Below are 13,479 nucleotides of genomic sequence, written 5' to 3'. Positions count from 1 at the left end.
CGCCTTAGCGGTGCTCATGAGACTCGAAGAGACCATCGCGAGGAGCCAGGCTAGGAGCGGGCGGAGCGGACGGCAGTTCGCACCGACATGTTCATCGCCACGGCCGCGCGAATGAACCTGTATGTTCGACGTCTGGCGTCTCACGACGGCATCGATGCGGCGAGCTTTTTGCTTGTTAGGCCTCGTGCCGATGCCGGGCGGCAACCTCTCAAGTCGAGGAGGAACCTTCCTCCCTCCGGACACGTTTGCGAGAAGATCATGCGAAAATGGAGCTTCGATTTGGCGGCGCGTTTGTTGAATATTGTCGGTGCGGCCACGAGTGCCGGCGCCTATTCGCCGGGTCAGGAACAGGCCCCCGCGGCCTTTCGGCGAAATGGGCTCGCAGAAGCGATCACGAACCGAGGCAGATCCATCAGGGATCGTGGCGATGTTGCATCGTTCCGATGGCGACCGGACCCTTCGCGGTCGCAGGCTATGAACCTGGAAGCCGTGCGCGACGCCTGTGAGTTGGTCGCAAGCCACGTAGCGACGGCGATCGCAGCGCAGGAAGACGTGCTTGTTTTAGGTGGCGATTGTACTGTGGAACTGGGGACGGTCGCCGGGGCGAATGCGGCCGGCGCGCGGATCGGACTCGTTTACATTGACTTCGACGCCGATCTCAACACACCTGACACGAGCGACGGCGCCTTGGACTGGACCGGCGTCGCCCATCTGCTCAATATCCATGGATGCGAGCCTTCGCTCGCGAGGCTCGGCCCGACCCGCCCGATGCTCGTGCCTCAGCAACTCCTCTATTTCGGCATCGAGAACATCACCCCGCCCGAAGCGGCCGTGATCGGAAATCACGCGATCAAGATCATATCGCGTGAGGAAGCTTTGAGTGACATCGAGGCGGCGTCGGCGCGCGCGGCCGAATGGGCGGCGCGCTTTGACTGCGTGCTTATCCACTTCGATGTCGATGTGCTCTCCTTTATCGATTTTCCGATTGCGGAGAATGTGCGCCGTTGCGACGGTCTCAAACTGGAGCAAGTCGCCTTTGTGCTAAAGCAACTGACAGCCCTGCCGCAATGGCGCGGCCTGACCATCACAGAAGTTAATCCGGCCCATGCGCCAGACGAGTCCGCAGCATTCGCACGCTTGAATGAGATGCTTGCAGACGCCCTTGGATAGTTCGAGATCCATCTCACGGTCGTTCGCGGGCAATTGGCCGGCTTGCCTCATCCAAGCGGAGCCAGCCTTATGCGCCCGGTCGCAATCATTGCGCGACATGGGCGCAATGCGGAAAACTTGGGAATTACGGTCGATGGCGGGGCAGTTTTGTCGTAGTCGCTACAGCCGCAAGCCCGCCTTTGAGGGCCGACAGCCAAAAGCTCGCGCTCATGATCGAACTCGTCAAACCGGCGTTTGAACACCTGCCGTCCTACAAGGCGGCCCTCGAGCGCGGCTGGTCGCCGGACAATGTGCGGCTGCTCGACGCGACGCGCGAGCAGCTTGCGGCTATCGAAAAGGATCCAGCGACTTTCCTTGCCGATCTCGACGATCCTGATGGCAAGGGACCGCCGATCGTCTTGCCGGACGGTTCGACGGTGCCGCGCTGCCTGGATTTCGGCGCTGGATCTGGGACGGGGAAGTCTCAGGCTCGATCGGCTTGCGCTGGCAGCCCGGAACCGCGGCGCTGCCATCGCACGTGCTCGGCCACATCGGCTATGCGGTGGTGCCGTGGAAACGGGGATGCGGCTATGCGACGGAGGCGCTGCGGCTCATGCTGGAGGAGGCGAGGGCGGTTGGCCTGCCCTTCGTCGAAATCACCTGCAAGCCTCACAATGTGCCCTCGCAGAAGGTCGTTCTGGCCAATGGCGGCGGGCTCGTCGGGCGTTTCTTCGAGGATGCTTCCTATGGCGGCGCGGAAAGCCTGCGTTACCGGATCGATCTGTAGCCCTATTCGGCGGCAGCCGGCAGCGGCGGCGCCGCCCGGCTCCGCCATTCCCAGACATGCGAGGCAAGCGCAACCGCGACCGCGACCAGCATGGCGATCGCGCCAACCACCGGCAGGCTGCGATAGCCATAGCCGGCATTGAGCATCGCCGCGCCGAGCGATGCGGCGAGCGCGATGCCGACATTGAAGCCCGACGGAATGAGCGACGAGGCGAGATTGGAGGCGTCCGCGGTCCAGGTCAGGATGCGAGTCTGGATCGGCGTGCCGATGGCGAAGTTGAGGCCGCCCCAGACGAAGATCGCCATCACCATCGGCAGTGGGTAAGAACTGACGGCGTAGATCAAGGCGAGCACTACCGCCTGCAGGAAAAGCATGACGATGAGCGACGGCATCAGCTTCCAGTCGGCGAGGCGCCCGCCGACGAAGACGCCGATCGTCGCGCCGACACCGTTGAGCAGGAGCACCCAAGGTATCCATTTCTCGTCGAGGCCGGTGAGCTCGAGCAGCGTCGGCGTGATGTAGGTGAACAGGCCGAACTGGCCGATCATCAGCATCAACATCATGATGAGCGAGGTCCAGACCTGCTGGCGTGCGAGCACGCGTACCTCGCTGCCAAGGCTGACGGACGGGCTCGACGATCCTGTCTTGCGCGGCAGCAGGGCGCCGATGGCGGCGAAGGCCACCACGCCGAGAGCGCACATCACCCAGAATGTCGCACGCCATCCCCAGATGTTGCCGATTGCCGTGCCGGCCGGAACGCCGATGACATTCGATACGGTGAGGCCGGACAGGATCAGCGCCACCGCCATGCCGCGCTGGTCTTCGCGCACGAGGCCGACGGCCACCACCATGGCAACGCCGAAATAGGCGCCGTGTGCCACGGCCACCGCAATCCGCAACAGCAGCATCGAGGCGAAGTCGGGCGCCAGCGCGCAGGCCGCCTGGCCGATGGTAAAGGCTGCAGTCAGTCCAAGCAGCAGGGCCTTGCGGGAGAACCTTTTGGTGGCGAGCGCCAGCAGCGGGCCGCCGACTGCAATGCCGCCGGCATAGCCGGAAACGAGATAGCCGGCGGTCGGGATCGCGACGCCAAGGCCATCCGCCACCTGCGGCAGCACGCCGGCGATGACGAATTCGGTGGTGCCGAAGGCGAAGGCGGCAATGAACAGGGCAATGAGGGGAAGCATGGCGGGAAGGCGATCCTCGGATAAGGTGACCTCAAACCACGGATAAGGGCACTGGGCAATTCAGAAATTGGCGACGCCGCTTTAGATTTTCTTTGTCACCGGTCAGGTGCCGGCCGCGGCGGCAAGAGCTACGCGGCCGCCTTCCTTCCGTAAGGAATTTTCAGCCACGCCCGCTCATGAAGGTAGTAGAGCAGCGACTTGGTGACGACCTCGGTCAGGCCGATGGCCGCGGCGAGCTTGATGCTTCCCGTCACGACGAGCGAAATGATCATCGTGTCGATGGTACCGGTGACACGCCAGGAAAGCGCCTTGGCGAAGCTGCGAGAATGGGTGTCCATCGACTTTCCTTCCGGTAGATCTGGCGATCTTTAGCCGACAGACAGGAGGTGGCGCAAAGGTAATTTTGCGCATTGGCTCACAGCATAGGCGAGCTTCTGAAGCTACCGGCCTGTGGACGCAATCTATCCGGCCTTCAGCCGCGAACCGGTTAGCAGGCCGCGTTCCTCAAGCACGGGATAGGCCATCGAGGCGAGCAGCGAGTTGATCTGCTTGAGGTCGCGAATGGTGTCGAGATGGATGGAGCTGGTCTCGACGCTCTTGGCGGTGCCGTCGCGCAGCCGCACGAAATGGCTCTGGCTGGTTTCCTTCTCGCGGTCGCGCAGCCGGTCCTTTTCCAGCACCAACTGGCGAGCGGTCTCCGGATCGCGGGACACCAGGACGTTGAAGGCTAGCCTGGCATTGGCAAGCACCAAGGCGTGGAAGGCGCAAAGCTCGCGCCAGCCTTCCGGCGTGAACTCCAGTCCGCGCTCGAATTTCTTCTTCACGTGGACCAGCATGTTGCGCACGATGATGTCGCCGACCTGCTCCAGCTTGACGCAGGCGCCGATCAACTCCTGGCAACGCAGGGCCTCGTCCTCGCTCAGCGGGTTCTTGGTGACCTTGGCGAGATAGAGCTTGATCGCCGCGTGCTTCCTGTCGACACGGTCGTCGAGCGCGGCCAGCGCGCTGATCTTGTCGGCGTCGGCGCTCTCGTAGAGTTCGATGATCCGTTTCAGCATGATCTCGACCGTTTCGCAGACCCGCACCACCTCGCGGGTGGCATTGGCGAGTGCTTGGCTCGGCACGTCGAGCGCACTTTCGTTGAGCGCCGAAAGCTCGATGACGTCGAGCGCGTTGGCGGGCTGGGGCCTGGTGCCCAGCGCCACGATCTTTTCCGAGGCACGATAGACCAGGCGCGCCAGCGGCAGGCCGGCGATCAGGATCAGGATGTTGAAGACGATGTGGGCATTGACGATCTGCTCGGGCACGGTGCTGCCCAAGAAGGCGACTGGCGGCTTGAACGATAGAAACAGGATCAGCATGATCAGCGAACCCATGCCGCGCATCAGGAGATTGCCGATCGGCACGATGCGAACACCGGGTTCTGCGTTGCGGGTTAGAAGCGGCGCGATGATCGAAGAGCCGAGATTGACGCCGAGCACCAGCACGATGCCGAGTTCGGGCGGGATGAAACCGCGGCCGGCGAGCGTCACCATAAGCAGCACCGCGGCGATCGAGGAATGGAACAGCCAGGTGACCAACGCCGCCAGAAGGTAGGCGGTGACCGGATCGCCCGAGAAGTAATCGACGATGAGCGGCATCAGCGTGCTCTGGCGCAGCGGCTCCGACGCCTGGCCGATCATCTCCAGCGACAGAAGCAGCAGGCCGATGCCGACCAGGATGCGGCCGAACTGGCGCCAGTCGCGCCGCTCGGTGGCCATGAACATGACGGTGCCGGCGACCAGGCAGACCGGTACCAGCAGCGACAGATCGAAGGTAAGCAGCTTGACCACCAGCGCCGAGCCGATCTCGGCACCGCGCACCGCAAGCTGGCCCGACATGCCGCTGACAATGCCGGAGCCGGCGAATGAGCCGACCAGCAAGGTAACGGCGGTCGAGCTTTGCAGCGCGACCGCCAGGCCGCAGCCGGCCAGAACCGCCATGAAGGGATTGCGCATGGTGGCGCGCAGTTTGTGGCGCAGCACATCGCCATAGGCGCGCTCGACGCCGGTCTTCACCAAACGGGTGGCAAACAGCATCAGTGCGACCGCACCGGCAAGGTGCAGCAAAACGACGGAGCCACTCATGCCAGGCCCCGCAACGCGACAGGTGCCAGCGACGCGGGCGCCGTGACGTCAAGGGGGCAAAAGTGGGCGCGAATCGTGGACATTGCAGAGGTTGATATTACTCCGATTTATTTTAGCCGAATAATAAATTTTGCCCGGTTCGGACGCCTGTTGGCACGCGACGGGGCGTGTCGGAAATGGATGGCTGACAAAATGGTTGCATTGGCTGCCAGGCTGCGGACGGTCACGCAGCCCAGCCCGAATGATCGCTTTAAAGATAGCACTGAATTAGGCGTTCTAAATGTAAGAAATCATTACGAAAACGTAATCTCTCTGTTCAGTTTCGGTTCATCCTTCCGGCTCTATTCCGTAGCCATCGACAACCAAGGAGTACCCGCTATGAAACGCATCGTTCTTTCCGCCATTGCCTTCTCGATGCTGGCTGCAACGGCCTTGCAGGGCCAGGCTGCACCGCTGAACCCACCAAACGCACCGCAGTCGAACTACAACCAGGTCGACTGGCAAAAGCCCGGCAGGCATGTCGACGTGAACAAGCATGTCGAGGTGAACAAGCGCGTCGTAGTGACGAAGAAGATCGTCGTGAAGCGCAGCCATTGGCGCAACGGCCAGAGATATTCGAGCTGGAAGCGTCACCAGCCGATCCGCGACTATCGCCACTATGGCCTGCGCCGTCCCGGTCCCGGACAGGAGTGGATCCGGGTCGGCAACGACTATCTGTTGGTCAGCGTTCTCTCCGGCCTGATCTTCGGCGCCATCGCCGCGCAGTAGGTGCGGAACGGCTGACCGGCGCTGCGCCGGATTAGATCGAGAAGGCGGCCCGCAGGCCGCCTTCTCTTTTTGGCCTGTGAAAACCGGGTATGGTTCCGCATTAGGAGTCGTCGGGCTTGGCCCGTGTGATTATATGGAGGCCAAACGAGCTGTCCCTCATGCGCTTTCCGCCTGCTTTCCTCGACGAGATCCGCGACCGCGTGCCGATTTCTTCGGTGATCGGCCAGCGCGTCGCGTGGGACAGGAAGAAAACCAATGCGCCGCGCGGCGATTATTGGGCGTGCTGTCCGTTCCATGGCGAGAAGAGCCCGTCCTTCCATTGCGAGGACAAGAAGGGCCGCTATCACTGTTTCGGCTGCTCGGTTTCGGGCGACCATTTCAAGTTCTTGACCGAACTCGACGGGATGAGCTTTCCCGAGGCCGTCGAGAAGATCGCCGACATGGCCGGCGTGCCGATGCCGGTTCGCGACGCCGATGAGGAACGGCGCGAAAAGGAACGCGCCAGCCTGACCGATGTCATGGAGATGGCGACGGTGTTCTTCCAGGAACGGCTGCAGGGACCGGAAGGCGCAAAGGCCCGCGCCTATCTGCGCGACCGGGGACTGACACCGGCGACGCAGCAGTCTTTCCGCCTCGGCTATGCCCCCGACAGCCGCAATGCGCTGAAGGAGCATCTTGCCGCCAAGGGCGTCCCCAAGGTCGACATCGAGGCGTGCGGGCTGGTGCGCCATGGCGACGACGTCCCGGTTTCCTACGATTGGTTCCGCGACCGCATCATGTTCCCGATCCCGGATTCCAGGGGCAAGATAATCGCCTTCGGCGGGCGGGCGCTGGCGCCGGATGCGCTGGCCAAATATATGAACTCGCCCGATACGGAGCTCTTCCACAAGGGCAACGTGCTCTACAATTTCGCTCGTGCGCGGCAAGTGCTGGGAAAGGGGGCGCTGGGAAAGGGGGCGCTGGCCAAGGGCGGCACGGTCATTGCCGTCGAAGGCTACATGGATGTGATCGCGCTGGCGCAGGCCGGCTTCGAAAACGTGGTGGCGCCGCTCGGCACCGCATTGACTGAAAACCAGCTCGAACTTCTATGGCGCATGGCCGGCGAGCCAGTGCTGTGCTTCGACGGCGACCAGGCCGGGTTGAAGGCAGCGTGGCGCGCCGCCGACATGGCGCTGCCGGCGGTCCAGGCGGGCCGCTCCGTGCGCTTCGCCCTGTTGCCGGAGGGCAAGGATCCCGACGATCTGGTCAAGGGTGACGGACCGGATGCGTTCCGCGCCGTGCTTTCCGAGGCGCGGCCGCTGGCCGACCTCTTGTGGATGCGCGAGACGGCCGGCGGCATCTTCGACACGCCGGAACGGCGGGCCGAGCTCGAAAAGAGGCTGCGCGAACTGACCAGCCGTATCCGCGACGAGAGCCTTCGCTATCACTACCAACAGGAAATGCGCGAGCGGGTGCAGAGCTTCTTCGGTGCCCAGCGCGGACGCCAAGGGCGTCAGGACGGACGGCCCGGCGAACGTTTCCAAGGCAAGGGTTCAGCACCCGGCGGACAGTTTGCGCGCGGCGGCAATGCCGGTGGGCGCACCGCGATCACCGAAAGCCTCGGTCGCTCGGCGTTGGTCAAGCGCGGCGGCGAGGGCATGTCGGTACGCGAGGCGACGATCATTGCGGCCCTCGTCAACCATCCCGTGCTGATCGACGAGAATTTCGCCCATGTCGAGTTCCTCGATCTCGCCAACTCCGATCTGAAGCGGCTGCATGCGGCGATCCTCGACGCCATGGCGCATGATATGGCGAATGACCGCGGCGCGGTGATCGCGACGATCGAGCGGGCCGGCTGCGGCGAGATATGGCAGCGCGCGATCGCGCTGATCAAACGTGCGCGGCAATGGCCGGCGCTGGAAACGGCGGCACTCGACGATGCCCGCGATGCGTTCAGCCAAGCTCTCCACTTGCAGCGTAGCGCGCGCACCTTACATAAGGAGCTGAAGCAGGCGGAAGCAGCGCTCGCCAGCGACCCCACGGACGAAAACTACCGGCACCTGGTCGAAATCCAGGCGCAATTTCGTGATGTGCAGGCAACGGAAGCGCTGATCGAAGGGTTTGGCGTATCGTCGGGCAGGGCTGGGCGCGTTTAGATCGAAGCCTCCAGAAGACTGAATGTAAGGACGTGCTTGCGCGTCGAATCAAGCGTGCGGCGCTCTAAGTCGGGTAATTGATTCGCTTTTTTCATGCGAATCATGCGAGAGGCGCTTGACCTTCCGGCAGAATGGCGGAATCAGGTCGATTCGAAACGTTAACCCGCCCCGGCATCGACGGGAATGCAGCGATGTAAGGTACTGATCACTGGACAGGCAGTCAGCTTGCCACAGATATCAGGGTTAATCTGGACTTAACGAGAGATGCAGTTACTGGCCCGGTAAAGCGCGTTCTGGAAAGAGCGCATCCAATTTGACCGGACCGGCAGCTTACGCGGCTTGATACTCAGCCGCTTGGAGAAGATAAAGACTATGGCGACAAAAGAAAAGGAAGAAGTCGAGACCGAACGCGAGGCCGCGACCGATGGCCCTCTGCTCGACCTTTCCGACGATGCTGTCAAGAAGATGATCAAGGCCGCCAAGAAGCGCGGCTATGTCACCATGGACGAGCTGAATTCGGTGCTGCCCTCGGAGGAAGTGACCTCCGAGCAGATCGAGGACACGATGGCCATGCTTTCCGACATGGGCATCAACGTGGTCGAGGACGACGAGCAGGGCGAGGAGCCCGAAGCCGCCGATACCGCCGCTGACGCCGAGGAGGATGCCAACGAGCTGGCTGAGCAGACCGGCACCGCCGTCGCCGCCACCACGACCAAAAAAGAGCCGACCGACCGCACCGACGATCCGGTCCGCATGTATCTGCGCGAGATGGGCTCGGTGGAGCTTCTGTCGCGCGAGGGCGAAATCGCGATCGCCAAGCGCATCGAGGCCGGCCGCGAGACGATGATCGCGGGCCTCTGCGAAAGTCCGCTGACCTTCCAGGCCATCATCATCTGGCGCGACGAGCTCAACGAATCGAAGATCCTGCTGCGCGAGATCATCGACCTCGAGGCGACCTATGCCGGGCCGGAGGCCAAGCAGGCGCCGGTGGTCGAGCGTATCGAGGAAGCCAAGACCGAGGAAAAGCCGCGCCGTTCGCGCGAGGACGAGGACGACATCACCAATGTCGGCGGCGACACCCGTGGCCTGGTGGACGACGACGAGGAGGACGATGACGAGGCGAGCCTGTCGCTGGCGGCGATGGAAGCGGAACTGCGCCCGCAGGTGATGGAGACGCTCGACGTCATTGCCGACACCTATAAGAAGCTGCGCAAGCTGCAGGACCAGCAGGTCGAGAACCGGCTGGCCGCCGCCGGCACGCTGTCGCCAAGCCAGGACCGTCGGCTCAAGGAGCTGAAGGACCAGCTGATCAAGGCGGTGAAGTCGTTGTCCTTGAACACGGCGCGCATCGAGGCGCTAGTCGAGCAGCTCTACGACATCAACAAGCGCCTGGTGCAGAACGAGGGCAAGCTGTTGCGGCTGGCCGAAAGCTATGGCGTGCGCCGCGAGGAGTTCCTCAAGGAATATCAGGGCTCGGAGCTCGATCCGAACTGGACGCGTTCGATCGGCAATCTGACCTCGCGCGGCTGGAAGGAGTTCACCAAGAACGAGAAGGACGCCATCCGCGATCTGCGCGCCGAAATCCAGAACCTCGCCACCGAGACGGCGATTTCGATCCAGGAATTCCGCAAGATCGTCAACCAGGTGCAGAAGGGCGAGCGCGAAGCCGCGATCGCCAAGAAGGAAATGGTCGAGGCCAATCTGCGTCTCGTCATCTCCATCGCCAAGAAATACACCAATCGCGGCCTGCAGTTCCTCGACCTGATCCAGGAAGGCAATATCGGCCTGATGAAGGCGGTCGACAAATTCGAATACCGCCGCGGCTACAAGTTCTCGACCTACGCGACATGGTGGATCCGGCAGGCGATCACCCGTTCGATCGCCGACCAGGCGCGCACCATCCGCATTCCGGTGCACATGATCGAAACGATCAACAAGATCGTACGCACCTCGCGTCAGATGCTGCATGAGATCGGCCGTGAGCCGACGCCGGAAGAACTGGCGGAAAAGCTCGCAATGCCGCTGGAAAAAGTGCGCAAGGTGCTGAAGATCGCCAAGGAGCCGATCTCGCTCGAAACGCCGGTCGGCGACGAGGAGGATTCGCATCTCGGCGATTTCATCGAGGACAAGATGGCGATCCTGCCGATCGACGCGGCGATCCAGGCCAATTTGCGCGAGACGACGACGCGCGTGCTGGCCTCGCTGACGCCGCGCGAAGAGCGCGTGCTCAGAATGCGCTTCGGCATCGGCATGAACACCGACCACACGCTTGAGGAGGTCGGCCAGCAGTTCTCGGTCACCCGCGAGCGCATCCGCCAGATCGAAGCCAAGGCGCTGCGCAAGCTCAAGCACCCGAGCCGGTCGCGCAAGCTCAGAAGCTTCCTCGACAGCTGAGTCTGGGTGACGGATAAGCAGTTTAAAGGGCGCCGGTGGCGTCCTTTTCCGTTTGGGCACAGGCGATCACGATTGGACGCGCCGCTCTTGCGGGTCGTGCCCTACGAGAGGATAATTCCGCGACGGATGCATTTTCTGGGCGACAAACCCGGATGCCCGCCCCGGCTGTGACGCCGTGCTCCGTGGCCCCGGAGGGAGGTGTGCCATGACAACTTACATCGTGCTGATCAACTGGACGGAGCAAGGCGCCAAAAACGTGCGCGAGTCGCCGAAGCGGCTCGATGCCGCCAAGAAGCTGTTGGGAGACATGGGCGGGTCCTTCAAGGCATTTTATCTCACCATGGGGGATTGCGACATGGTGGCGGTGGTCGAAGCCCCCGACGATGCCGTACTAGCTCGTTTCTCGCTGATGCTGGCGGCGGGCGGAAACGTCAGGACGCGGACACTCAAGGCTTTCCCGGAGGATGCCTATCGCGAGATCATTACCTCGCTCGGCTGAGTGCCGTGCCTGAAGCGCGTCGCGCTTGAACGGCCTCTTGCGACGCGCTTTACGCTCTTCTTTTTAAACAGGTCGGTATGGCAAACCGCCGCGCACCCTCGGGCCAGGCCCGAGGACATGTTTTTGGGGCGACGTGCATTAGCCGAAGCCGGGACATTCCGCGGTGTCGCGTCACGTTGCGGCGCAACGGCATTTGCTGGATAGTCGTCGCGCGTCCTCCGCTGGTGTTGCGAACCATGGCCAAGCCTCTGCTGACCGTCTGGTACAATACGCGCTGTCCGGTCTGCGATGCCGGCATCAGCCGGCAGAAGCGGCGGCTGATCGAGGCGGTCAAGGCGGGGCGGATCGAATTTCGCGACATCAATGCCGAACCGACGGCGCTGGCCCGCTACGGCATCGGGCTGGAGGATATCCGGCGCCGGCTGCATGCGACCGACGCCGGTGGCAAATTGCTGGTCGGCGCCGATGTTGCCGTTGCGGTTTGGCTGATAACGCCGGGCGAGGGCTGGTTGGCGACGCTGTTCGGCAATCCCGCCACGCTGCCGTTGACGCGCTATGCCTATGATCGCTTCGCCGATCTGCTCTATGCCTGGAACCGCCGCAAAGGCCGTTGGTGATAGTGTCCGTTCACTTCGCACTGAAAGACCCGTAAGTTGCTTCGGGCCCTTGGCGCAGCCTGCTATCGAGCCACGGGCTCGCAAAGCCAGCCAACGATGCGGCGCACCGCCGGCAGCAACAGCAGCAGCGTCGGAAAGGCCACCATCCAGGACAGGCCCCAAGCCGTCAGCCAGGTGGCCGGCAGGTCGGGCTGGAAGCCAAGGCTTTTCAGTGTCGAGATGAACGACACGATGAACGTCATCAGCAACGACAGCACCAGCGGGCCGAGGACGGCGGCATAGCGCGCAGGCAGCTTCCTGCGCGGGGTTTTCATGGTCATTTGGATTTTTCCCTGAAGCATCCGGTCCGTCGCATTGGCATCCATTCGCCGGTCTTCCGGCGTAACTGCCCGGAAACGACCGGGGTGGATGCGTTGCTTCACGTCAGACGCTTACGGAGGGGTCTTCGACCCTCACGCGCTTCCTAGCTGCCCTTGCCGGCGAAATCAATCCTGCTGGCGCATTTTCAGATACATCGTAAGATATATCTTGACTCGATCGTGGCGAGCACCTAATTCAGATATATCGTAAGACATAACTCAAGGCAGACAATGCACAAAGACAATCATTTCGGGCATCATCGTTTTGGCGAACACGCCGAGCGCGTTTTCATGCATATGGCCGGCAAGTTTGGCGGACGCGGCGGGTTCGGCCCGTTCGGGCATGGCATGAGAGGCGGCGGCGGACGCGGCGGACCAGGCGACATGTTCCGCGCCGGGCGTATGCTGGCTGACGGCGATCTCAAGCTGATCACGCTGTCGCTGCTGGCCGAGGCGCCGCGGCACGGCTACGACATCATCAAGGCGCTGGAGGAGCGCACCAGCGGCGTCTACAGCCCGAGCCCCGGCGTCGTCTATCCGACGCTGACCTTCCTGGAAGAGGCCGGCTATGCCGTTTCTGCGGCGGAAGGCAACAAGAAGGTGTTTTCGATCACCGAGGCAGGGCAGGCGCATCTCAACGAAAATCGCGAGATGATCGACCACGTGCTCGACCATCTCGAGCGCTTCGGCCGCAAGATGGCGAAGGCGCGCGAGTGGTTCGGCTGGAACGATGACGGCGACGGTGGCCGGCGCGGCCGCGGCCGCTCGGAAAAGCGCGACGAATTCCGCGCCGTGCGCCACCGGCTGCGCGCCGCGCTCGGCGAAATCGTAGATGCGCCTGAAGCAAAGCAGGCCGAGGCAATCAGCATATTGGAAGCTGCCGCAGAGGCCCTGGAAGCGCTGTCGCGCGACTGACCCCTGAGTGCCAAGCCAGCTGCGGCCCTTGCCCGCTCGGCCAAGGACCGGTACTGAAAATCATCCTGCACCACGCTATGTGGTGCAGGATGATTGCCGTTGGAGGATACCCCATGTCTTTTCTGAAGCGTCTTTTCGGCGGCGGCAACGAAGCCGCTGAGCCAAAGACAGCGGCGCCGGTAAAGCAAATCGAGCACAAGGGATTTTTGATCAGCGCCACGCCCTACAAGGCGGAGGGCCAGTACCAGACCTGCGGCGTGGTTTCGAAGGAGATCGACGGCGTGATGAAGGAGCACAAATTCATCCGCGCCGATCGCTTTGCCGGGCTTGATGACGCTGTCGACATCTCGATCAAGAAGGGCATCCAGCTGGTCGATGAGCAAGGCGAGAAGATCTTCGGGTAGATCCGTCGTAAGGCAAGCGCCATGTCAGCGCTTGCCTTTGGCTTCGGTGGTCAATGCCATCTGTGGACGCCCCTTCGGACGCAAGCGATTTTTTTGGCGGTAGGCACGATGTCGGATGCTGCCATCTGTCCGGCCTCCTGAT

At 62.6% G+C, this 13,479-nt stretch carries 12 protein-coding genes and 1 pseudogene; 9 read left to right on the top strand and 4 right to left on the bottom strand.

The window, feature by feature from the left end:
* Positions 1 to 87: 87 nt before the first annotated feature.
* Together NKG95_RS13305 and NKG95_RS13300 are read left to right on the top strand one after the other, a co-directional pair.
* Entirely contained in the window at positions 88 to 1,170 is a 1,083-nt protein-coding gene (locus NKG95_RS13305; protein ID WP_352592386.1) for an arginase family protein, read from the top strand.
* A 209-nt stretch (positions 1,171 to 1,379) separates the two neighbouring features.
* A pseudogene (locus NKG95_RS13300) lies at positions 1,380 to 1,936 on the top strand (GNAT family N-acetyltransferase).
* A 2-nt stretch (positions 1,937 to 1,938) separates the two neighbouring features.
* Here NKG95_RS13300 and NKG95_RS13295 read toward each other — a convergent pair.
* The 3 genes from NKG95_RS13295 to NKG95_RS13285 all read right to left on the bottom strand — a co-directional run bounded on the left by NKG95_RS13295 (position 1,939) and on the right by NKG95_RS13285 (position 5,246).
* Entirely contained in the window at positions 1,939 to 3,120 is a 1,182-nt protein-coding gene (locus tag NKG95_RS13295) for an MFS transporter (protein ID WP_353041044.1), read from the bottom strand.
* A gap of 128 nt (positions 3,121 to 3,248) precedes the next feature.
* Complete coding sequence (locus NKG95_RS13290) at positions 3,249 to 3,458, bottom strand: DUF2061 domain-containing protein (RefSeq protein ID WP_023678301.1); 210 nt, start codon at positions 3,456 to 3,458, stop codon at positions 3,249 to 3,251.
* Positions 3,459 to 3,581: 123 nt separating this feature from the next.
* Complete coding sequence (locus NKG95_RS13285) at positions 3,582 to 5,246, bottom strand: Na/Pi cotransporter family protein (protein WP_352859231.1); 1,665 nt, start codon at positions 5,244 to 5,246, stop codon at positions 3,582 to 3,584.
* Positions 5,247 to 5,624: 378 nt separating this feature from the next.
* On the opposite strand from NKG95_RS13285, the gene NKG95_RS13280 reads away from it, so the two are divergent.
* From NKG95_RS13280 to NKG95_RS13260, 5 genes are all read left to right on the top strand, one after another.
* Positions 5,625 to 6,014 (top strand): RcnB family protein, encoded by a 390-nt coding sequence (locus NKG95_RS13280; protein ID WP_353041043.1) that lies wholly within the window; start codon positions 5,625 to 5,627, stop codon positions 6,012 to 6,014.
* Between the two features lie 158 nt (positions 6,015 to 6,172).
* Positions 6,173 to 8,149 carry a DNA primase gene (gene dnaG / locus NKG95_RS13275; RefSeq protein ID WP_353041042.1) on the top strand — a complete coding sequence of 659 codons (1,977 nt, stop codon included), beginning with the start codon at positions 6,173 to 6,175 and terminating at the stop codon, positions 8,147 to 8,149.
* Between the two features lie 372 nt (positions 8,150 to 8,521).
* Positions 8,522 to 10,543 (top strand): RNA polymerase sigma factor RpoD, encoded by a 2,022-nt coding sequence (gene rpoD / locus NKG95_RS13270; protein ID WP_023719339.1) that lies wholly within the window; start codon positions 8,522 to 8,524, stop codon positions 10,541 to 10,543.
* A 205-nt stretch (positions 10,544 to 10,748) separates the two neighbouring features.
* A complete protein-coding gene (locus NKG95_RS13265; protein WP_023719338.1) occupies positions 10,749 to 11,042 on the top strand; it encodes a GYD domain-containing protein in 294 nt (97 codons plus the stop codon).
* Positions 11,043 to 11,278: 236 nt separating this feature from the next.
* Complete coding sequence (locus NKG95_RS13260; RefSeq protein WP_031194130.1) at positions 11,279 to 11,659, top strand: thiol-disulfide oxidoreductase DCC family protein; 381 nt, start codon at positions 11,279 to 11,281, stop codon at positions 11,657 to 11,659.
* A 62-nt stretch (positions 11,660 to 11,721) separates the two neighbouring features.
* Here the strand turns inward: NKG95_RS13260 and NKG95_RS13255 are convergent, their stop codons facing one another.
* A complete protein-coding gene (locus NKG95_RS13255; RefSeq protein WP_023719336.1) occupies positions 11,722 to 11,979 on the bottom strand; it encodes a DUF2798 domain-containing protein in 258 nt (85 codons plus the stop codon).
* A gap of 270 nt (positions 11,980 to 12,249) precedes the next feature.
* Between NKG95_RS13255 and NKG95_RS13250 the strand changes: the two genes are divergently transcribed.
* The gene (locus tag NKG95_RS13250; RefSeq protein ID WP_023719335.1) at positions 12,250 to 12,933 is read left to right on the top strand and encodes a PadR family transcriptional regulator; all 684 of its coding nucleotides are present in this window, start codon (positions 12,250 to 12,252) and stop codon (positions 12,931 to 12,933) included.
* A 113-nt stretch (positions 12,934 to 13,046) separates the two neighbouring features.
* Positions 13,047 to 13,337, top strand: a complete 291-nt coding sequence (locus NKG95_RS13245; RefSeq protein WP_023719334.1) for an HlyU family transcriptional regulator — start codon at positions 13,047 to 13,049, stop codon at positions 13,335 to 13,337.
* The last annotated feature ends 142 nt before the right edge of the window (positions 13,338 to 13,479 follow it).

It is taken from the genome of Mesorhizobium sp. M1423 (assembly GCF_040317575.1).
Taxonomy (GTDB): domain Bacteria; phylum Pseudomonadota; class Alphaproteobacteria; order Rhizobiales; family Rhizobiaceae; genus Mesorhizobium.
This window is presented reverse-complemented; position numbering and strand designations above follow the sequence as displayed.